At 63.1% G+C, this 20,494-nt stretch carries 17 protein-coding genes and 3 tRNA genes; 6 read left to right on the top strand and 14 right to left on the bottom strand.

The window, feature by feature from the left end; genetic code table 11:
• Positions 1 to 6: 6 nt before the first annotated feature.
• The 5 genes from pdxY to C5N93_RS06370 all read right to left on the bottom strand — a co-directional run bounded on the left by pdxY (position 7) and on the right by C5N93_RS06370 (position 6,927).
• Positions 7 to 864 (bottom strand): pyridoxal kinase PdxY, encoded by an 858-nt coding sequence (gene pdxY, locus C5N93_RS06390; protein ID WP_206093617.1) that lies wholly within the window; start codon positions 862 to 864, stop codon positions 7 to 9.
• 196 nt (positions 865 to 1,060) lie between these two features.
• Positions 1,061 to 3,157 (bottom strand): elongation factor G, encoded by a 2,097-nt coding sequence (fusA, locus tag C5N93_RS06385; protein ID WP_242558670.1) that lies wholly within the window; start codon positions 3,155 to 3,157, stop codon positions 1,061 to 1,063.
• A 275-nt stretch (positions 3,158 to 3,432) separates the two neighbouring features.
• Positions 3,433 to 5,076, bottom strand: a complete 1,644-nt coding sequence (locus C5N93_RS06380; RefSeq protein WP_242558669.1) for a methyl-accepting chemotaxis protein — start codon at positions 5,074 to 5,076, stop codon at positions 3,433 to 3,435.
• A 349-nt stretch (positions 5,077 to 5,425) separates the two neighbouring features.
• Positions 5,426 to 6,580, bottom strand: coding sequence for an exo-alpha-sialidase (locus C5N93_RS06375; protein ID WP_242558668.1), 1,155 nt, complete (start codon positions 6,578 to 6,580; stop codon positions 5,426 to 5,428).
• A gap of 77 nt (positions 6,581 to 6,657) precedes the next feature.
• On the bottom strand, positions 6,658 to 6,927 hold the full coding sequence (locus C5N93_RS06370; protein ID WP_242558667.1) for a MoaD/ThiS family protein: 270 nt from the start codon (positions 6,925 to 6,927) through the stop codon (positions 6,658 to 6,660).
• A 399-nt stretch (positions 6,928 to 7,326) separates the two neighbouring features.
• Between C5N93_RS06370 and C5N93_RS06365 the strand changes: the two genes are divergently transcribed.
• A complete protein-coding gene (locus C5N93_RS06365; protein ID WP_242558666.1) occupies positions 7,327 to 7,689 on the top strand; it encodes a hypothetical protein in 363 nt (120 codons plus the stop codon).
• Between the two features lie 131 nt (positions 7,690 to 7,820).
• On the opposite strand, the gene C5N93_RS06360 is transcribed toward C5N93_RS06365, so the two are convergent.
• The 9 genes from C5N93_RS06360 to C5N93_RS06320 form a co-directional block, all read right to left on the bottom strand.
• A complete protein-coding gene (locus C5N93_RS06360; protein ID WP_069344366.1) occupies positions 7,821 to 8,009 on the bottom strand; it encodes a glycine zipper 2TM domain-containing protein in 189 nt (62 codons plus the stop codon).
• A gap of 280 nt (positions 8,010 to 8,289) precedes the next feature.
• Positions 8,290 to 8,365: transfer RNA gene (locus tag C5N93_RS06355), tRNA-Lys, on the bottom strand.
• Positions 8,366 to 8,419: 54 nt separating this feature from the next.
• A tRNA-Lys gene (locus tag C5N93_RS06350) sits at positions 8,420 to 8,495 on the bottom strand.
• A 58-nt stretch (positions 8,496 to 8,553) separates the two neighbouring features.
• Positions 8,554 to 8,629 (bottom strand) — tRNA-Lys (locus C5N93_RS06345).
• Between the two features lie 71 nt (positions 8,630 to 8,700).
• Complete coding sequence (locus C5N93_RS06340; RefSeq protein ID WP_069345044.1) at positions 8,701 to 8,886, bottom strand: hypothetical protein; 186 nt, start codon at positions 8,884 to 8,886, stop codon at positions 8,701 to 8,703.
• A 245-nt stretch (positions 8,887 to 9,131) separates the two neighbouring features.
• Positions 9,132 to 9,371: a DNA-binding protein gene (locus C5N93_RS06335; protein WP_150723501.1), complete on the bottom strand. Its 240-nt coding sequence runs from the start codon at positions 9,369 to 9,371 to the stop codon at positions 9,132 to 9,134.
• A gap of 400 nt (positions 9,372 to 9,771) precedes the next feature.
• Entirely contained in the window at positions 9,772 to 10,104 is a 333-nt protein-coding gene (locus tag C5N93_RS06330; RefSeq protein WP_150723518.1) for a DUF4148 domain-containing protein, read from the bottom strand.
• 261 nt (positions 10,105 to 10,365) lie between these two features.
• Positions 10,366 to 10,983: a LysE family translocator gene (locus C5N93_RS06325; RefSeq protein ID WP_069344339.1), complete on the bottom strand. Its 618-nt coding sequence runs from the start codon at positions 10,981 to 10,983 to the stop codon at positions 10,366 to 10,368.
• A 106-nt stretch (positions 10,984 to 11,089) separates the two neighbouring features.
• Positions 11,090 to 11,557 (bottom strand): rhodanese-like domain-containing protein, encoded by a 468-nt coding sequence (locus tag C5N93_RS06320; protein ID WP_069344338.1) that lies wholly within the window; start codon positions 11,555 to 11,557, stop codon positions 11,090 to 11,092.
• Between the two features lie 482 nt (positions 11,558 to 12,039).
• On the opposite strand from C5N93_RS06320, the gene glnA reads away from it, so the two are divergent.
• The 5 genes from glnA (at position 12,040) to C5N93_RS06295 (ending at position 20,429) form a co-directional block, all read left to right on the top strand.
• Positions 12,040 to 13,455 carry a type I glutamate--ammonia ligase gene (gene glnA, locus C5N93_RS06315; protein WP_069344337.1) on the top strand — a complete coding sequence of 472 codons (1,416 nt, stop codon included), beginning with the start codon at positions 12,040 to 12,042 and terminating at the stop codon, positions 13,453 to 13,455.
• Between the two features lie 174 nt (positions 13,456 to 13,629).
• Positions 13,630 to 14,856, top strand: a complete 1,227-nt coding sequence (gene glnL / locus C5N93_RS06310; protein ID WP_242558665.1) for a nitrogen regulation protein NR(II) — start codon at positions 13,630 to 13,632, stop codon at positions 14,854 to 14,856.
• A 62-nt stretch (positions 14,857 to 14,918) separates the two neighbouring features.
• Positions 14,919 to 16,496: a nitrogen regulation protein NR(I) gene (gene ntrC / locus C5N93_RS06305; RefSeq protein WP_242558664.1), complete on the top strand. Its 1,578-nt coding sequence runs from the start codon at positions 14,919 to 14,921 to the stop codon at positions 16,494 to 16,496.
• 55 nt (positions 16,497 to 16,551) lie between these two features.
• A complete protein-coding gene (gene rfbD, locus C5N93_RS06300) occupies positions 16,552 to 17,433 on the top strand; it encodes a dTDP-4-dehydrorhamnose reductase (protein ID WP_242558663.1) in 882 nt (293 codons plus the stop codon).
• A 605-nt stretch (positions 17,434 to 18,038) separates the two neighbouring features.
• A complete protein-coding gene (locus C5N93_RS06295) occupies positions 18,039 to 20,429 on the top strand; it encodes a pentapeptide repeat-containing protein (protein ID WP_242558788.1) in 2,391 nt (796 codons plus the stop codon).
• Positions 20,430 to 20,494 lie beyond the last annotated feature (65 nt).

Here is a 20,494-nt window from a genome sequence, read left to right as displayed (position 1 = left end):
ACGATGTCACACCGCCCGTGCTTCGTAACGGCGCGGCGGCGTGACGATCTCGTCCTGCGCGCGGACGATTTCCAGCTCGTAGCGCCCCGCCAGATGCGTGACGGACAGCACCGCATCGACAGCGGCGAGCGTATGCTCGAACGCCGCGCGAACCGTATCGCCCTTGAGCAGCCGCGCGAGAAACACGCCTGAAGTCAGATCGCCCACACCGACCGGGTGACGCGAGAACGGATAGAGCGGGCGCGAGCCGTGCCATGCTTCGTCGTTCGTCACGACGAGCATGTCGAAGCGGTCTTGCGGCTTGCCTGCGTACTCCAGATGTTTGACGAGCACCATCTTCGGCCCGCGCGCGAGCAGGGCGCGGCAGGCGGCAACGGCATCGTCGAACGTATCGATCGGATGCTGCGAGAGCTTTTCCAGTTCGAGATGATTCGGCGTCATGATGTCGGCGATGCCGGGCATGTGCTCGACGAGATCCTGCTCGATCCCCGGTTTGACCTGACATCCCTTTTCCGGGTGGCCCATCACAGGGTCGCAAAGATAGATCGCGGCGGGATTGGCCTGTTTGACGCGTTGCACCGCCGCACGCACGAAGCTCGCCTGCTCGGGGGCGCCCAGATACCCGGAGAGGACAGCGTCGCAACTACCCAGTTCACCGATGTCCGCGATGCCGTCGACCAGTCGCAGGATTTCCTCGCTCGGCAGGGCCTGGCCCGTCCATTTGCCGTACTGCGTGTGGTTCGAGAACTGGACGGTGTTGATCGGCCACACGTTGACACCGAGGCGTCGCATCGGAAAGTCGGCGGCGCTGTTGCCGGCGTGGCCGAAGACGACGTGGGACTGAATGCTGAGGACGTTTTTCATCATGATGTTGCGGGGGCAGGGGAGACGGGGGGCTTTTCGGGACTGTCAGGGACTCGCAAAAAACAACGCCCGCTAGCGATACGCCCCCGATCCTGAGACAAAGGCGCTGGCGCTGCGGGCGTTGGTCGCGGGTGACGCAGGCGACGGCGCCTGTTGCACCGCCGTTCCTGCGCATCGGCGCTTTACTCCAACGTTGTCACTTCTTCGACGTGACGATGGCGTCGGCCACGTTCTTCGGTGCCTCGGCGTACTGCTTGAACTCCATCGTGTACGTTGCACGGCCTTGCGTGAGCGAACGCAGCGAGGTCGAGTAGCCGAACATCTCCGAGAGCGGCACCTCGGCGCGAACGATCTTGCCGCCGCCCACGATGTCGTCCATGCCCTGCATGATGCCGCGACGTCCCGAGAGGTCGCCCATCACGTTGCCCATGAACTCTTCGGGCGTTTCGACTTCCACGGCCATCATCGGTTCGAGCAGTACCGGCTCGGCCTTGCGCATCGCTTCCTTGAACGCCATCGAGCCGGCCATGCGGAACGCGTTTTCGTTCGAGTCGACGTCGTGGTACGAGCCGAACGTCAGCGTGACCTTCACGTTGACGACCGGATAGCCCGCGACCACGCCGTTGTTGAGCGTCTCGCGAATCCCCTTGTCCACTGCGGGGATGTACTCGCGAGGCACCACGCCGCCCTTGATGGCGTCGACGAACTCGTACGGTTTTTCCTTGTCCGGTTCGAGCGTGATGACGACGTCGCCGTACTGGCCGCGTCCGCCCGATTGCTTGACGAACTTGCCCTGAACGTCCTCGACTTTCTTGCGCACGGTCTCGCGATACGCAACCTGCGGCTTGCCGACGGTCGCCTCCACGCCGAACTCACGGCGCATGCGGTCGACGAGAATTTCGAGGTGCAGCTCGCCCATGCCGGAGATGATCGTCTGGCCCGATTCCTCGTCGGTCTGCACACGGAACGACGGATCTTCCTGCGCCAGACGGTTGAGCGCGAGGCCCATCTTTTCCTGGTCGCCCTTGGTCTTTGGCTCCACCGCCTGCGAGATCACCGGCTCCGGGAACTCCATCTTTTCCAGGATGATGACGTGGTTCGGGTCGCACAGCGTGTCGCCCGTCGTCGCTTCCTTCAGCCCCACGGCGGCCGCGATATCGCCGGCGCGTACTTCCTTGAGTTCCTGACGCGTATTCGCATGCATCTGCAAGACGCGTCCAAGGCGCTCCCTCTTGCCTTTGAGCGGGTTCAGCACCGTGCCGCCGGACTCGATCACGCCGGAGTACACGCGGAAGAAGATGAGCTGACCGACGAACGGGTCGGTCATGATCTTGAAGGCGAGGGCGGAGAACGGTTCGTCGTCCGACGGGTGGCGCTCGATTTCCTTGTCGTCTTCGTCGTGACCGGCAATCGCGGGCACATCGACCGGCGAGGGCAGGTACTCGATGACGGCGTCGAGCATGGCCTGCACGCCCTTGTTCTTGAACGCCGTGCCACACAGCATCGGCACGATTTCACCGGCGACCGTGCGCTTGCGCAGGCCTTCCTTGATCTCGTCTTCGGTCAGCGTGTCGCCGCCGAGATACTTCTCAAGCAATGCCTCACTGGCTTCGGCAGCGGCTTCGATCATCTTCTCGTGCCATTCCTGCGCCGTGTCCTTGAGGTGCTCGGGAATATCGACGTAATCGAACTTCACGCCCTTCGACTCTTCGTCCCAGACGATGCCCTTCATCTTCACCAGATCGACCACGCCCTGGAAGTTATCCTCGGCGCCGATGGGAATCTGGATCGGCACGGCATTGCCGCGCAGACGCTCGTGAATCTGCTTGTGCACGCGGAAGAAGTCAGCGCCCACGCGGTCCATCTTGTTGACGAACGCGATGCGCGGCACCTTGTATTTGTTGGCCTGACGCCAGACCGTTTCCGATTGCGGCTGCACGCCGCCGACCGAGTCGTAGACCATGCACGCGCCATCGAGCACGCGCATCGAGCGTTCGACTTCGATGGTGAAGTCGACGTGTCCCGGCGTGTCGATGATGTTGATGCGATGTTCGGGGAAGTTGCCGGCCATGCCGCGCCAGAAGCAGGTCGTCGCCGCGGACGTGATCGTGATGCCGCGCTCCTGTTCCTGCTCCATCCAGTCCATCGTGGCAGCGCCTTCGTGGACTTCACCCAGCTTGTGGTTGACGCCCGTGTAGAACAGGATCCGCTCGGTCGTCGTCGTCTTGCCGGCGTCGATGTGAGCGCTGATGCCAATGTTTCGGTAGCGCTCGATGGGGGTCTTTCGGGCCACAGTACACCTCTTCTCAGACGGTGGGGAAAAAGCATAGCAAGCAGCCATCATACTCCAATGTCGCTCTGCCGCGCTGAGCGCCCCATCGCCCGCCAGACCAGCGTGGACGGGGCTTTGCAGCGATGTGCGACAGCGCGTCGAGCGGTGCGATGGCCTGACGTTCGGCGAAAGACAACGCCCCGGCGAACGGGCCGGGGCGTCGGGACATGCGAGAACTCAGACGATGCTGCGCGAGCTCGGCGCGTGCTTCATGAGCCTCATGGACCTCATGGGCCTTATGCGACCTGCCGTTGACGCGAGAACGCCAGCACGGCGCCGCGCGGGCCGTTCGCGGCCAGATCGGTGTCGTCGTCTGCGGCCGTCATGGCGTCGCCGCCGGGCAACCGGAAGACCGCCACGGCCTCGCGCAGGTTGCGCGCCTGATCTTCGAGCGAGCCGGCGGCAGCCGTGGCCTGCTCGACGAGCGCGGCATTCTGCTGTGTGACTTGGTCCATCTGCATGACGGCGGTATTGACCTGCTCGATGCCACCCGATTGCTCGCTCGACGCTGCCGAGATTTCTCCCATGATGTCGGTCACGCGCTGCACGGCCTGCACGATATCCGTCATCGTGCGCCCGGCGTCGCGCACTTGCGAGGAGCCGTCCTCGACCTTGCCCACAGACGTCTCGATGAGCGACTTGATCTCCTTGGCGGCCGCCGCGCTGCGTTGGGCCAGTGTCCGGACCTCGCCGGCGACGACGGCGAACCCGCGTCCCTGTTCGCCTGCACGCGCGGCTTCCACGGCGGCGTTGAGCGCGAGAATGTTCGTCTGGAAGGCGATGCCGTCGATCACCCCGATGATGTCGTTGATCTTGGTCGAGCTCGCAGCGATCTCCTGCATCGACGTCACCGCACGCTCTACCACGCGCCCACCTTCACCGGCGATCTCCGAGGCGTTCGACGCCAGTTGGCTGGCCTGACGCGCATTGTCCGCATTCTGTTTGACGGTCGCCGTCAGTTGTTCCATGGACGATGCGGTTTCTTCGAGCGACGCGGCTTGTTCCTCCGTTCGCGATGAGAGGTCGGTATTGCCCGCGAGCAACTGACCCGATGCCGAAGCGATCGCGGCAGTGCCGCTGCGCACGCGTCGCACGATCTGGTCGAGGCTTTCGTTCATGTGTTTGAGGGCGGCCATCAACTGGCCCGTCTCGTCACGGCTCGTCACGTCGATACGGCTCGTGAGATCGCCCTGCGCGACGCGTTCAGCGACCTCGACGGCGCGCGCGAGCGGGCGCGTGATGCTGCGCGTGACCGACCAGGCGGCCAGAATGCCGACGAAGGCGGCAACCGCACCCAGCCCGACGAGCAGCCACTTCGCAAAGGCGATGTCGGCGCTCGTGGCGGCCCCCGTCTCATCGAGAATCTTCTTCTGGAACGTGACCAGCTCGGCGGCCTCGGTCTGCATCGTGTCGAGCGCCGGTAGCGCTTGCTGCTGCGTGATGCCGAGTGCGATATCGCGCTGATCGTTATCGAGCTCAGCGATGATCGCGGCGCGCGCCTTCTTGAAGGCTTCGTTCTGCTCGCGAATGCCGGCGATCAGCCGCTTGCCGTTCTCCGTCGTGACGTACTTGTCGAGCAGAGCCTGCGCTTCGCCCATGCGTGCGAGGTTCGCGTCGATGCGTTCGTTGTATGTCGAGCGCTGTGCCGGGTTCGTGGTGGTGAAGAACTCCAGGAGACGCCGCCCGTTGCCGCGCACCATGGCGTCGATGGTGTGGGCGGCGTCGGCCTTGGCCCACGCGCTGGTGAGCAGTTCCTCGTTGGCGCGTTCTATGGCAACGAAGCGCACCAACGCGATGACCAGCATGCTGAGAAGCAGAACGAGCAACGTGCCGAAACCGATGGCCAGACGGGTTCGGATCTTGAGGTCGGCGATGCGCATAGAGAATGACTCCTTTTAGAGATTTGATGCCGGGCAACACGGGTGGCGTGTCGCCGATGGCGTTTCGAGGAGTGGTCGCCGGTTTGCCGTAGTACGCGTCGATACCGGGTTGAGGCGCGACGCAACGTTGGCTCACGCGCCAGGCTCGGCACGTGTGACATGTCCGGCGACGCGTGACGGGGGGATTCGATGAAGCCAGTCCGTCTCATTTCGTATACGACACGAAATACCCGAACTGAAGGTTTCCTACAGCGAAACGGGGTAAACGACGAGATGAGCGAGGTGGTCGATTCCGACGCAATCGTTGGTGCGAGCCGTGGGGCAAGGCTCGCACGTCGATTTAGAGGTTTCAGACAAAACGAACGGCATAGATCGGCGGCAAGTGCGTCGACAGGCTTTGCCACTGCTCGCCGGCGTTGTCGCCGATCCAGAGCGCGCCCGTGGTGGAACCCATGGCGAGCGTACTGCCGGCGGCATCGATGTCGAGGCCGTGACGATAGATGAGGTCGTAGGAGGGTACGTCCGGCAATCCCTGCGAGAGGGCGGTGAACGATTCGCCGCCGTCGCGCGTACGCGTGACGACCAGTCGTGCATCGACAGGGATGCGGCAGGCGTCACGCTGTGCCGGTGCGAACCAGGCGACGTCCGGATCGTGCGGGTCGACCGCCACCGCGAAGCCGAAACTCGACGGTGCGGCCTGAATGCGTCGCCATGACGTGCCGTAATCGAGCGTGCGGAAGATGCCATTGTGATGCTGTGCCCACAGGGCGTTCGGCGCGTCGCGACACTGGACCAGACGGTGAACGTCTTGCGCGTTCGGATCGAGGCGGCGTTCGGGCGGCATGTAGTCGGCTTCCATGCCGGTTGCCGCCAGCGCCCACGTATCGCCGCCGTCGCGCGTTCGCCAGACACCGCCGGTCGACACCGCGACCATCACCTGACGGCTGTCGTGCGGGTCGATGCAGATCGAATGAATGCCCGCGTGATCGTAGCCGCCCCCCATCCATTCGGCACGTTCCGGGCGATCCCACAGGCTCTGCACCAGTTGCCAGTGACGGCCATGATCGTCCGAGCGGAACAGGCCGCCGGGGATCGTGCCCGCCCAGAGCACGCCGGGGGCATCGAGGCCGGCGGCTTCGAGTGACCAGAGCAGATCGACCGACGGTGCTTGCGCGTCGGTGTTGGCGGTTGCGGTGACGGCAGTGGCAGTGGTGGTGTCGGTCGGGGCGTTAGACGACGCCGCTTGCGGCGCAAAGGCGGGCGGCGGGAGTTCCGTCCATTCGTTTGCCTCGCGTGCGCGGCACCACAGCTTCACGCCGAAATGTCCGAGATTGAGCGCTGCGTAATCCGTGCCGTCGCGTGCATCGTGCAACACCATGCTGACAGGTTCGCCCGGAAAATCCGGCGTGCTCGACGCCAATCGCCATGTGTCGTTATTGCGTTGCCACGTGAACAACCCCTTGCGCGTCGCGACCAGTAACGTCGCACCGGTGACGTGTTCCATGTTGCTCCTCCTTGGCTGGCGCCGGGCTGTCCGTGTTGTCGTGGCCGGCGTGGCTTTCGCGATGGTGATCGCTGACGTCATCCCCCCGAGAGCGCTTGCGCGACGTAGACGCTGCTGGCGCTTGTCAGTCCGTCGCCCAACATGCGTCGGTCGCGGACCAATCGTCCGTCCACGAAGACCGCCACATGCGGGCGCAGGGATCCCTGATCGTTGAAGAGATAACCGCGCAGCTCGGGCATGCGCGCAACGCACTGCATCAGCGCTTCACGCACGCTGACGCCGTCGACGTGCTGCTCGTCGATGGTCACATGACGTTGGATGGCGGGGGCGAAGGTCACAGTCGCCATGGCGTGCGGGGCAGGCGCCGTCCGGGCAAACGTCCGTCAGACCTGCAGAGATCGTCGTCAATGGGACTTCCAGTGTAGACAATGAGGATCATCTGCATAGCGAGCATCCCGGAATCGTTGCCGATCTGTTGTGTGTGCGCCGCGCTATGTATGCCGGGAAATAGCGCAAGTCAGCGGAAATCAGGGCAAATCGAACGCACATTGCGTGGGTGCGCTGAGTGCAGAGCGCTATTTGGTGTCCTTTGCATGACGCACGACGAGTTTCGAGGCGCGTGGAGCGTGATCGTAGGGTGTGGCATCGCATATCGGACACTCCCCAACCCCATTCCCCCCGTTATTGGTCACCATTATCAGAGTGCCCGCGCGCGAGGTGCCGCAGGCAAATTCCAGGAGGGAGTGATGGCAAGACTCAAAGGAAAAGACATCGGAATGGGGCGTTGGTCGGACGCGGCGATCAAACGTCAGTGGCGTTTGCATCGGGATGGCGAGGCGTCGCACACGGTCGACCCGGCGGTGCGGCGTCCGCCGGAGATTTCAAAGTGCGAGGGGCATTTCGTGTGGAGTGTGCGGCAGGCGGCGTTCATCGGCCGTCACGATGACCCGGCCAGGGGCGGAGGGCGCCAATATGCAACGTGCACCGCGCAAGCGAAGCGTTACGAAAGCGTTGCTCAGGCGAGAGCTGCGGGCGATGCGCTGGTCGGCGACGTGCTCATCATGTACGGCTACGCACCGAATAGTCCGCTGTACGTGGTGGGCCGTTGACGGCATCGATCGCACTGCGCGAGCCGCGTTGTGAATGCGCACATGCCGCGGTGCGCCGCGCGCGACGTGCCACGCACCACTACCCGGCCGGTCGACATGACAGGTCGGGTAGCAACGTCAATCCTGCGGGATTACTTACCGAGTTCGTGGCCGATCACGCCGCCGACGACGGCGCCGCCGATGGTCCCGGCCGTGCTGCCGCCGGTGGCTTCGTGACCGATGACGCCGCCCGCTGCTGCGCCACCCAGCGTGCACCCGAGGATGGACGAACCCATCGCGAGCGCTGTGATGACAACGAGTATCGACTTCGCCATTTTCATGATGCGTCTCCTGTAGCAAATGCCAGCTACGCGCCGCGCAGCGACATGAGTTCAGCTTAGGGCGCGGCTGCCTTGTGCACTATCGGTTGCGGCTGAATTGACTGTAGGAATTGGACGACAGCGTATCCATGCAAGGAGACGTTGATCTTGGCGTGGCGGTGTGAGACAGCGGCATTGGATAGCCGTGCGAGATGGCCGTGGCAGGTGCAAGCGAGCGCTGCGTAGAAAGCGCGCGCACAAACGACAAGGGCCGCACATCGTGCGGCCCTTGCGAGGCATCTGGTGGGGCGTGAGTGACTCGAACACTCGACCTACGGATTAAGAGTCCGCTGCTCTACCAACTGAGCTAACGCCCCGGGACTACCGGGAACAAAAAAGGCTGCAAGCGTCGCAGCCTTCCTGTAATGCTTTGGTGGGGCGTGAGTGACTCGAACACTCGACCTACGGATTAAGAGTCCGCTGCTCTACCAACTGAGCTAACGCCCCGATGCTACCGGGAATAAAAAAGGCTGCACGGCATCGCAGCCTTCTTCAAAAATTCGTTTGGTGGGGCGTGAGTGACTCGAACACTCGACCTACGGATTAAGAGTCCGCTGCTCTACCAACTGAGCTAACGCCCCAACGAGACCGAGATAATATCGGCTCTTCCGCATGGGGTCAACCCTTGATGGTGAAAATCCGCAAAAAAGTCTTAGGCGAGCAAAGGAACCAGCTCGAAAGCCAGCACGGTGAGCACCGCACCCACGACGACGAGCAGCGATCGCCAGCACATTCGAATCGCACCTTTGCCGGGCATGGCCCCGACGACGATCGCACCGAATACCGCGATCGCAAACATGCTCACGAGTTGGGCGTTGGAGAGGTGGGGCACGATCATGGTCGATCTCCCTGTGGCTGTCAGGCGATTCGAGACGCGTCTTCAGTATAGAAAACGGCCTCCCTGAAGCAAAGCGGCGCGACGACCGGGGTTTCCCCAGTCGCCGCGCCGCTTTGTTCAATCCTGTCCTGCTTGTCGTGCCGTCCGTGCCTTGCGCGCGTTCCATTCACATCGCAGCGCGAGCAGCTTACGCCGTCGATAGTCGTGCCGCTTTGCCGACGAACGTCTTCAAGGTGAGGTGCGTATCACTCCGGAAGGTCGAGGATCAGGATGATCGTCCAGGCATCGTCGCCTTCATGATGGTACTGACGCTCCACCACGACGAACGGTTGCTTCTTGTCGCCCTTGCCGAGGAACATCACGTCGCCTTCCTGCGGCAGGCATTCGAGCGGCGGCAACCCCAGCGGGGTGTCTTTGGGCACGAGTTTTTCGGCCTTCTTCGCTGCGCGCTCGGTCCACTCGATATCTAGTTGGATGTCACTCACCGGATGATCCTGTCTATGCAAATTGAAACGGCTGCATGGTAGCACGCAGCCTGCGCTGCTCGCGAAACCCGCCATGAAAAAAGCCCGCTCCCCAGGGCGGGGGAGCGGGCGAAAGTCCCATGCGTCCATTCGATAGCGGGGAACGCATGGCGACAGGAGAAGCGCCCGTGGGAAAGCCGTCGGTGCCTGCTTGACCGGAGGGGAAGAGAACCGGTCGGGGGGGGGGCATGACGGTCTGCCCGGTGCTGCGTTGCTGGGCGTGGGCGCGCGCCTGTCGGCGGGACATAGGGGACAACGATGCTGAAGAGGTGACGCAACGCGGACAGGAGATGCCGTCCAGCCCGCGCGCGTCGTGTCATGACGCCGGAGGCAGGCGGCATGACGAGGGACGAAACGTGGCTTACGGATTCGAGTACTTCATCTCGCCGTTTTGGCGGGCACGAACGAGTTCGTCGTAGACCTGTGCGCGCGTCTTGCCGGGCACATTGGCGTTGGGCATCGTGTTGAACGCCGGGTAGTCGTAGTCGTTCTGCGGGATCAACCCTTGGGCGCGTGCTTCGATCAGTTGCTCACGGACCTGCGCACGCGTGAGTTGCGACGTTTGCGGGACCCAGGCGTACGGCGAACCGTCGGGGTAGGCGTCGCTCGACAAGCGCGACTGTGCGAAGGCGGAACCTGCTGCGGCGGCCATCGTGGCCGAGATCAGTGCGGAAACCATCAACTTGCGATTCATGACAATAACTCCTGTTCTTCTGTCTTGCTAAGGGCGCTGGGTGCGCGACCGTTGAAGCCAGTCTAAGCGTCCGGCTATCACAGAAAAACGGCAATTAAGCGAATAAATACTTACGCGAATCGCAACAATGCGTGATGGGTGCTCGTCGGGCGAGACGTGGAAGGCGGGTGGGATGCGCTGTGGGGGCGAGCCGAGGGAGGCAATGAAAAACGCCGCCCGAAGGCGGCGTCGATTACGCAAAAGAGCGAGAGGATGCGAGGCTTAACGCGTAGCGATGGCGACCGCTGCGCCGGCCATGACCGTGCCCGTTGCACGGTTCAACCGCTTGACTGCGCGTGCCGAACTCAACAGGCGTCGCGCGCGGGCGGCCAGCGCGATATAGCTGCCGAAGACGATCGCCAGCACGGTGAGCGTGACGCCCACGACTTCGATGTAACCGAGCGCTGTCACGCGTGCCAGATCGAGCAGGTTGGGCAGCAACGCGAAATAGAACACGACCACTTTCGGGTTGCCCATCGTCACCGACAGGCCGCCGAAAAAGAGACGCCAGGATTTCTCGCGTGGCGCGGCGGCAAGCGGCTCCGCCGGCGCAATCGCCGGGGCGTTCCACATCTTCCATGCAAGATAGAGGAGGTAGGCGGCGCCTGCGTATTTGATCGCGAGGAACACGCCCGAGAACGTATGGGCCAGCGCGGCGACGCCAAGCACGGCGAGCGTGAGCCAGACAACGTCGCCGATTGCCACGCCGGCCGAGAACGCGATAGCGCCTTGCGTGCCGCGTCCGAGCACGCGCGCTACGATGGCGGCGATGCCGGGGCCCGGCGTGCCTGCGCCCACGAACAAGGCAAGCGCAAACGTCAGTAAATGTGTCCAGTCCATCACGCGTCTCCTCGCGTCGTTGACGATCCGGCGGCCAGGTCCGGGGCGTCGATCCTTCGTGCCGAATGGCGGCGGCGCGTGAGCTTCACGACGCCGCGATGTAGTCTCAAGCGCCCAGCCACGGCAGGCCGCGGAAGCACCAGCCGCTCACGTGCTTGCGATGACCTGCGCTGTCCTTGTCGCCTTCGAAGCCTTCGAGAATATCGAACGACTGCGTGAAGCCCGCTTCATAAGCGACCTTTGCGGCAGCCTTCGAGCGTGCGGCGCTGCGGCACAGGAACAGCAGCGGCGTATTCTTGTCCGGCGTTTGCGACGTCAGTTGTTCGAGGAAGTGTTCGTTGGGGACGCCGCCCGGGTATCGCACCCATTCGACGTTGGCGTACTGACCGTCCGGGACTTGCGGGCGACCGACCCAGTCGAGTTCGGCGCGCGTGCGTACGTCGATCAGACGAACGTTCGCATCGGCCTTCAGCAGTTCCAGCGCTTCTTCCGGCGTCACGGCGCCCGTGTATGCGAGCTGGCCCGAGGCGCGACGTTGCGTGGCTTGATCGAGAATGGCTTTGGCGCTTGTCATATTGCTGTGATCTCGTTAGTCGATGGTTGTCCTTCATTCTAGCGTGCACCACACGCTAGATGCGTGTTAACTGTTCGGTCGCGATATTGGGAGTCGTCCGGATGTTTTGGGATTTGCACTATCACGGCTTCGGGTGACGCATTATGACGGTGCAGACACGCGCACGATTTCGGGCCAATGAGTTCGATGAATGGCACCTAAAAGGTGCATAATCCTCGAATGCACCGAGTTGGTGATATTTTGGTGCGGCATGCACCGAAATAAGGAATTTCAGCCCATGAGCGGGAATTCACGGCAGGACGCACCAGAATCGATTATTTCCTTAGAAATCAGTGGGCGAGGGTGGAATGTAGCGGGTGAGCGATGCGCTGGCACGCTTCCTGCTTATCAATGGCGAATCCGAACACGGAGTTCGTTAAGAGGGTGCGGCGACGCGGGCGATGAGCGCCAGCAGCGCCAGATTGAATCTTTCGGGAGATAGCATGAGCAAATCTGTGGCAGATGTGTTGAACCTGGTTAAGGAAGAAGACGTCAAGTTCGTCGACTTCCGTTTCACCGACACGCGCGGCAAAGAGCAACACGTCTCGGTGCCCGTGTCGCACTTCGACGCTGACAAGTTCGAGAGCGGCCACGCTTTCGACGGTTCGTCGATCGCAGGCTGGAAGGGCATCGAAGCCTCGGACATGCTGCTGGTCCCGGACGCCAACACGGCGTACATCGACCCGTTCTATGAAGAAAGCACGCTGGTGCTGACCTGCGACGTGATCGAACCGGCCGACGGCAAGGGTTACGACCGCGATCCGCGCTCCATCGCCAAGCGCGCTGAAGCGTATCTGAAGAGCACGGGCCTGGGCGACACCGCCTTCTTCGGTCCGGAACCGGAATTCTTCATTTTCGACTCCGTCCAGTGGAACACGGACATGTCGGGCACGTCCGTGAAGATCAATTCGGAAGAAGCACCGTGGTCGTCGTCGAAGGACTTCGAAGGCGGCAACACCGGTCACCGTCCGGGCACGAAGGGCGGCTACTTCCCGGTCGCGCCGGTCGACACGTTCCAGGACATGCGTTCGGAAATGTGCCTGCTGCTCGAACAACTGGGCGTGCCGGTCGAAGTGCACCACCACGAAGTCGCCGGCCAGGGCCAGAACGAAATCGGCACGAAGTTCTCGACGCTGGTCGAGCGCGCCGACTGGACGCAGATCCTGAAGTATGTCGTGCACAACGTCGCACACAGCTATGGCAAGACGGCGACGTTCATGCCGAAGCCGATCGTTGGCGACAACGGCTCGGGCATGCACATCCACCAGTCGATCTGGAAGGATGGTCAGAACCTGTTCGCCGGTAACGGCTACGGCGGTCTGTCGGAATTCGCGCTGTACTACATCGGCGGCATCATCAAGCACGCCCGTGCCCTGAACGCGATCACGAACCCGTCGACGAACTCGTACAAGCGCCTCGTGCCGCACTTCGAAGCCCCGGTGAAGCTGGCCTACTCGGCCCGTAACCGTTCGGCCTCGATCCGTATTCCGTACGTTGCCAACCCGAAGGGCCGCCGTATCGAAGCGCGCTTCCCGGACCCGATGGCCAACCCGTACCTGGCTTTCTCGGCCATGCTGATGGCCGGTCTGGATGGCGTGCAGAACAAGATCCACCCGGGCGAAGCTGCCGACAAGAACCTGTACGACCTGCCGCCGGAAGAGGATGCAAAGATCCCGACCGTGTGCTCGAGCCTCGAACAGGCGCTGGAATACCTGAACGAAGACCGCGAGTTCCTGACCCGTGGTGGCGTGTTCACGGACGGCATGCTCGATTCGTACATCGAACTGAAGACCAACGAAGCGCGTCGTGTCGCGATGACCACGCACCCGCTCGAGTTCGAACTGTACTACTCGCTGTAATCGAATCGCTGCGCAGGGAATGCGCCGGCATGACGGAACGCCAGCGGCCGACCGTCATGCTCGACAAGCACGGGGGGATGGCCGCGGCCGTCCCCCTTTTTTATCCGTCGCGCATTCCGCTCATGCGTTCCGTGTCTCTCATGGCTCGCCATGAACTTATCGCCCCGAACCTCGATGAAAAGTGTCCGCGCTGGTGAGAAAGGGCAGACGAAGCGAGCCGCACACGCCGCCGCTGAGGACGCCACCGAAGTAACGACAGACGCCGCCGCAGCGCTTGCCGGGGTGGCTGGTCAAGCGTCGCTGCTGCATACGAGCGTCGACCCCTGGGAAGCGAAGCTTGCCGCGACGGGTATTCTGCCGGGCCTCGAAGCGCTGCCGACCGTGCTTCTGGTGCTCGAAAAACACTCGCTGCGCGTTGTATTCGCCAATCCAGCGGCCGAGGCGCTGCTTGCGCTCTCGCGCCGATCGCTCTCGCAAATGACATGGGACGATGTCTTCACGAACGGGGATGTGCTGTCCTCGACGATGACGGAACTCATCGCCAATCACTTTCAGACGACACGCCTCGATCTGGTGCTCGAACGCACCGCTCAGGAGCCATTGCATACGCACGCCATCGTGGCGGCACCGGAAGCCGCCCCCGATTTCGTGATCGTCGAGTTGATCGAGAACGAGCAGAAGCTGAAGAACGAACGCGAAGAGCGGATCATCGATCAGGCGTTGATGAACAAGCAGCTCATCCGCAATCTGGCGCACGAAATCAAGAACCCGCTGGGCGGGATTCGCGGTGCGGCGCAATTGCTGGAGTTCGAGCTGGATCAGCGCGAGCTGCGCGAATACACGCAGGTCATCATCAAGGAGTCCGACAGGCTTCAGACGCTGGTCGACCGGTTGCTGGAGCCGCATCGCCATCCGTATATCGCCACGGACGTGAACATTCACGAAGTGTGCGAACGCGTGCGTTCGGTGGTGCTCGCCGAGTTTCCGCAGGGGCTGTCGATCGAGCGGGATTACGACGTGAGTCTGCCCGACTTTCGTGGTGACAAGGAGCAACTCATTCAGGCGTTACTCAACATCGTGCGTAACGGTGCGGAAGCGCTGCGCGAGCAGATCGCGCGCGGCGATGCCCGCATCGTTTTGCGCACGCGAGTGGCGCGAAAGATCACGATTGCCAAGCGATTGCACAAGCTGGCATTGGAATTGCATGTGATCGACAACGGGCCCGGCATTCCTGCCGACATTCGTGATCGCATCTTCTATCCGCTCGTGTCCGGGCGTGAAGGGGGAAGCGGTCTGGGACTCACACTGGCGCAATCTTTCGTACAGCGTCACGACGGTCTGATCGAATGCGAAAGCCGGCCCGGACGGACGGATTTCCGAATCCTGCTGCCCCTGGGCTGATGCGGCCCTCACGCCGTCGGCCGTAACACCTGCGGCCGGGCATAGACGTTACACGGTGAACAATGAAGCCGATCTGGATAGTAGACGACGACCAATCGATTCGATGGGTGCTGGAAAAGGCACTCTCACGAGCCAATCTGCCGGTGCGCAGTTTCACCGGCCCGCGCGAAGCCAGCGCAGCGCTCGAACACGACTCGCCGCAGGTGCTTGTCTCGGACATCCGCATGGCGGGCGGCTCCGGGCTCGAACTGCTGCAAATGGCCAAGCAGCGACACCCCGGCCTGCCGGTCATCATCATGACCGCCTTCTCCGATCTCGATAGCGCGGTGGCCGCGTTTCAGGGCGGGGCGTTCGAATACCTGGCCAAACCGTTCGATGTGGATCGTGCCGTCGAACTGATTCTGCGCGCCGTCGAAGAAAGCCTGCGCGAAGCGACCGACGACGAGCGCATCACCGAAGAGCCCGAGATTCTTGGGCAGGCGAGTGCGATGCAGGACGTCTTCCGCGCCATCGGCCGGTTGTCGCATTCGAGCGCCACGGTGCTCATCACCGGTGAATCGGGGTCGGGCAAGGAGCTGGTCGCGCGCGCATTGCATCGTCACTCGCCGCGCGCGTCGGGTCCGTTCATTGCGCTTAACACTGCGGCGATTCCGAAAGATCTGCTGGAGTCCGAGCTGTTCGGTCATGAGCGCGGCGCGTTCACGGGCGCGCAGGCGACACGTCGCGGGCGCTTCGAGCAAGCCGAAAGCGGTACGCTCTTTCTCGACGAAATCGGCGACATGCCGTTGGATTTGCAGACGCGCTTGCTGCGTGTGCTCTCGGACGGCAACTATTACCGTGTGGGTGGTCACAGCCCGATCAAGGCGAATGTGCGCGTGATTGCGGCAACGCACCAGAATCTTGAGGATCGCGTGCGTCAGGGGTTGTTCCGTGAGGACTTGTATCACCGTCTGAACGTGATTCGACTGCGTCTGCCGTCGCTGCGCGAGCGCAACGAAGACATTCCGCTGCTGGTGCGTCACTTCCTTCAGAAGAGCGCGCGCGAACTGGGCGTCGAAACCAAGCGCATCAGCGAGGCGGCACTGGCGCATCTGACGCGCTTCCCGTTCCCGGGCAACGTGCGTCAGCTGGAAAACCTGAGCAACTGGCTCACGGTCATGGCGCCTGCGCAGACTGTTGAAATCAAGGATCTGCCGCCCGAGTTCCAGACGGCGGCGGCGCCTTCGGGGTCTGCCGGGCAGGCCGCGTATGTCAATGGGACGGCGGGTGGCGCGACGGCACCGGTGTCGGCCGGCAGCAACCCGGGTTACGGGAGTGTCGGCGCCGTGTCGTCAGCGCCTGCGGCCGGAGCGGGTGGTGTGAGCGCTCCGGGCAGCGTTGGCGCTGTCGCAGACGTGTCTGTCGCATCGGGGATGGCTGGCGTCGAGAGCTGGGAGCCGATCCTGCGGCGGGAGGTCGCGCGGTTGCTGCGCTCGGCATCGCCCGACGTGATGGATCAATTGACGCGACGCTTCGAAACCGCGCTGATCAACGAAGCGCTGGATTTCACGCGGGGCCGTAAGGTCGAAGCCGCCAGTCGTCTGGGCATCGGCCGGAACACTATCACGCGCAAGATCCAGGAGCTCGGGCTGGAATCCTGAAGCAAAACGGGGTAGGCTCCTTTGCTTTCTTACATCGCAACAAGGGAGCCGTAACATGGCAAGACGCATCCTGTTGACGGGCGCGACCGGTCAGGTCGGGTGGGAGCTGGCACGTTGCCTGCAAGGCATGGGCGACGTGCACGCCCCCGGACGTCACGAAATGGATCTGCTCGATACCGACAGCGTCGCGCGTACCCTGCGCGACTTTGCGCCGGATCTGATCGTCAATCCGGCCGCCTACACGGCGGTCGATCGCGCTGAAACGGATGAGGCGGCGGCCTATCAGGTCAACGCGGTCGTGCCAGGCATCATGGCGGAAGAGGCGAAACGTCTCGGTGCGCTTGTCGTTCATTACTCCACTGACTACGTTTTCGACGGCACTTCATCGACGCCGTATCGCGAAGACGAACCCACCAACCCGCAAAACGCCTACGGCCGTACCAAGCTGGCGGGCGAGGCCGCTATCGCCGCCAGCGGGGCGAATCATCTGGTGCTGCGCACGAGCTGGGTGTACGGCACGCGCGGCGCGAACTTCCTGCTGACGGTGCAGCGACTTGCCCGTGAGCGCGACGAGCTGCGTATCGTTGCCGATCAGTACGGGGCGCCGACGTGGTGTCGCACGATTGCAGAACTCACGTCGCAAGTGCTGGTGCAGGGGCTGACGGAGACGGGCGTCGATGCCGATTTCTGGCGTGAGCGCGGCGGTCTGTATCACTTGACGGCGGCCGGTCAGACCACATGGCACGGATTCACCGAAGCGATTCTCGACGTGAGCGCGTCGGAGAAGCGTCCGAACGTTGTGGAGATTCCGACTTCTGCCTATCCGCTGCCGGCCAAACGCCCGGCGTATTCCATCCTCGACAACGACAAACTGGCGCGCAACTTCGGCGTGCGGGCTCCGGACTGGCGCGACGCTCTCCAGCTTTGTCTTGCATGATGTGAACGACGCGATAGCGGCGTCACCCGGGCTGCGCGGCTAAATCGGAAATTCCTCAGCGCGCAGCGGCGGGTTCTTTCGGCAACATGGTGGCTTTTTGTGCATGCGCCCAAGCGCGTGCCGAGGAGCGATACCGCATGCCGCTTCAGCCCACGGTAACAGGCAATGGACAAGCCCCGGCAGGTTCGATGGCCCTGGTTCCCACCGCGTTTGCGGGCGCGCGTTCCGTGGGGCAAGGTGACCGGCCGGCCTCTGCACCGTCGGCGAACCCAATAGCCGCGCCGGACGTCTTGTGCCGCGCCATGCGATTGGCCGACGCTGACGAGCAGCGGACTCTCCTGCTTCACATGTCATGGCTCTCGCATGCGTTGGCAGAACGTGCGCGAGATCGCTGTGTCAGTGTCGAGCGCCTATGCGTTCGAGCGGATGCTGCCCGCGGTGAGTTGCCGTTCGACAAATCGGCGTTGAAGCGGGTTTGGCGAGAGCGCTTTTCTCATCTGTCACAAGGTGTGCGCGCGGGCGATGTCGCGTGTGAGTTGATAGCGTGGTGTTCGGCGTCGCGCGACAGGACATCTTTTGCCGCGTCATGGCGTGCATTGAGCGATGTGGACGATGCCGCGTTCAACGTGAGGTCATGGGTGCATCTGCCGATGCGCGAATGGCCGGCAGGCATGCTGAGCGTGGCGCTCTCACTCTCGAATTTGCGCGACGCCGTGCTTCCCGACCTGTCGTTGGTGTGTGGGGATCTTCGCGGCATCAGCGCACTGCGCGCCCAATTCGGCGGCGGGCAGTTCAACGGCACTTCATGGTGCAACGCGATGCTGCGTCGGGCAGACTTCGCTTTTTCCAATCATGTGAACGCCAATTTCGAGCGCGCAGATTTGCGCGAGGTCGGCTTTCGTGCGGCGGATTTGTCCGGGACGCGTCTGGTCCGTGCGGATCTTCGTGGCGCAGAACTCTTGCACACCATGATGCGTGGTGCAGACCTGAGTGAAGCCCGTTGTGAGGCGTTGACGTTCGCGAAGGTGAGACTCGACGACGCAGCGCTACACGGGACGCGCTTGCGGGGCGCGCGTCTGACGCAGAGTAGCGGGCGCCGGCTGGCGCTCATCGGCGCGAGCGCCAGGCACTCGCACTGGGTCTCGGTCGTGATGAGCAATGGGCGAGCGTCGGGAGCGGATCTGCGCAACGCCGAGTTTCGCGAATGCGATCTCGTGGGATGGGATGCGCGTGGCGCAAAGCTCAACGGCACGCTGTTCGAGTCGTGCGATATGCGTCAGGTCCGGTTTTGCGGGGCCAGCCTCAAGCGCATTCGCATCGGACGCCACTGCGATCTCGGCGCTTCGCAGTGGTACGACTCACGTCTGCGTCTCGATGCCGCGTGGCTGAAGCGGTTGACGCCCGCAGAACTCGACGATGTCGTGAAATCGTGGATGACATTCCCCGTCGATCAGCCCGCCATGCGTGCCAGCGTCTTCCTGCAACTGCTCGGGGCGCTGCGGCACCGGTCCGGACTTGGGGCGCCGGCGACCGATACGGCGCCATCGTTGCATCGATTGCCCGAGCACGTTCAGCAAAGCGAGTGGCTGGGGCGGCTGCTGGTGGCGCCGAGCGAGGCGGGCGGTTTGGGCGCGCATGAGGGGTTCGCTGCATTGCGCACACAGTGGGTGGCTCGCAAGCTCGAGGCGTTGACGGACACGCGGCTGTCGTGCCACGAAGCGAAATGGGCCGTACCGGCGCTAATGACGGCGTTGCATGGCCGCTGTGTCAAGGCCTCATCCAAGGCGGTGTGGCCGTATGCCGGCGCCATGTGTCAAACCCTCTACTGGGCCGGGGAAGGTGTCGGGAACGGCAACGATACCCGAGCTAGTGCGCTGCGCGTCGCATGGCTGGAGGCGCTCCCGGCTCACCTCTACACGGCGCTTTCGGCGGATGGCGTCGATGCGCTGGACGCCGCCTGCGTCGTGTTGATTCGGTCCGATGGCGGGGCCGCCGCGCGGTTGCCGAGGTCGCTGTTATCCGGTGTGCTTGGCTCGGCGACGACAGGACCGTCGACGGCAGGGGAGGCGGCATTCGCACAGGCGTCCGTACTCGGCTGGCGCTGGGCCGGTGCGAGGGTGGTGGTTCGCGATGACACGTCGCCGGAGGATTACGTGCCGGGCACGATGCGACAGCTTCAGGGCTTGTTGTGGACGTTCGGCTTCCTCGCGGGTGTCTGGCCGGTGGAGTGTCCACTCGATGCACTTATCCGGCTGACGGGGCGCTGGCTCGGTGATGACGCGCGGGCACGGGCGAGGATATCGTGCGGTGGCGGGTGGCAGCCGGTGGTAGAAACCGTCGCGAAAGAGGCGACGGACGCGCGACATCCGGCGCTGAGCCTGACGGACCGGGTCGGCATGTTGATCGGCACCTCGTCGGTGCCCGCACAGGTCACGCTGCGCTCGGCAGGGCACGCAGACATCGAGGAGGTGTTTCGTGAATGGCCGTTATTTTCCGCCGATGCCGACGCGCCGATGAGTGTTTCGATGTCGCGTCGTGTCCGACTCGTTTCTGTCGCCGCGGGCCTCGGATGGCTCGCGACCCAACCGGAGTGGTATTTGCCATCGAGGGCGGGTGATACCGAGGTGCAGCGTCAGCGTCTCGCGTGTCGTCAGTACGCACTGGCAGTCCTCAACGAGGCGATGGCCGGTGATGCCTTATGGCGTGGGGTAACGCAAGCACTCGCGCTGCGGGCTTGTCTGGCCAATGAAGCCAGTTCGGCGCGTCAACTGGCGCAGTGCCTGGCCGAATGGATCACTTGTCCGGATGTGCGCGATTTACCGGGGCTGGCGCAGGCGTGTCATCACACGTTGCCATGGTTCTGGGCTGTCCGGTTTCCGCTTCCCGCCGACGCGGTTCGCCGAGCCTTGGCAATGCCGACCTTGCGCGAAGCTGTCACGCGGGATGCGAATCCGGGAATGAGGGGCGTTTTGGCTGATATTCCGCCATCGGAATGACCGCGCTTTCGTGGTAAAAATACGTACGCGCAATGCGTTGCCGTGATGGGCAGCGCTTCCAGTCG

Source organism: Pandoraea sp. LA3, from assembly GCF_022696215.1.
GTDB lineage: Bacteria > Pseudomonadota > Gammaproteobacteria > Burkholderiales > Burkholderiaceae > Pandoraea > Pandoraea capi.
Note: the sequence above shows the minus strand (reverse complement) of the source record. Positions and strands in the feature narration are given on the sequence as shown.

Coding starts and splice junctions, on each gene's coding strand:
- pdxY (WP_206093617.1), bottom strand. CDS start 864: ATGAAAAACGTCCTCAGCATTCAGTCCCACGTCGTCTTCGGCCACGCC.
- C5N93_RS06320 (WP_069344338.1), bottom strand. CDS start 11,557: ATGACAAGCGCCAAAGCCATTCTCGATCAAGCCACGCAACGTCGCGCC.
- C5N93_RS06340 (WP_069345044.1), bottom strand. CDS start 8,886: ATGATCGTGCCCCACCTCTCCAACGCCCAACTCGTGAGCATGTTTGCG.
- ntrC (WP_242558664.1), top strand. CDS start 14,919: ATGAAGCCGATCTGGATAGTAGACGACGACCAATCGATTCGATGGGTG.
- C5N93_RS06375 (WP_242558668.1), bottom strand. CDS start 6,580: ATGGAACACGTCACCGGTGCGACGTTACTGGTCGCGACGCGCAAGGGG.
- glnL (WP_242558665.1), top strand. CDS start 13,630: ATGAAAAGTGTCCGCGCTGGTGAGAAAGGGCAGACGAAGCGAGCCGCA.
- C5N93_RS06360 (WP_069344366.1), bottom strand. CDS start 8,009: ATGAAAATGGCGAAGTCGATACTCGTTGTCATCACAGCGCTCGCGATG.
- C5N93_RS06325 (WP_069344339.1), bottom strand. CDS start 10,983: ATGGACTGGACACATTTACTGACGTTTGCGCTTGCCTTGTTCGTGGGC.
- C5N93_RS06330 (WP_150723518.1), bottom strand. CDS start 10,104: ATGAATCGCAAGTTGATGGTTTCCGCACTGATCTCGGCCACGATGGCC.
- C5N93_RS06380 (WP_242558669.1), bottom strand. CDS start 5,076: ATGCGCATCGCCGACCTCAAGATCCGAACCCGTCTGGCCATCGGTTTC.
- C5N93_RS06370 (WP_242558667.1), bottom strand. CDS start 6,927: ATGGCGACTGTGACCTTCGCCCCCGCCATCCAACGTCATGTGACCATC.
- C5N93_RS06365 (WP_242558666.1), top strand. CDS start 7,327: ATGGCAAGACTCAAAGGAAAAGACATCGGAATGGGGCGTTGGTCGGAC.
- rfbD (WP_242558663.1), top strand. CDS start 16,552: ATGGCAAGACGCATCCTGTTGACGGGCGCGACCGGTCAGGTCGGGTGG.
- glnA (WP_069344337.1), top strand. CDS start 12,040: ATGAGCAAATCTGTGGCAGATGTGTTGAACCTGGTTAAGGAAGAAGAC.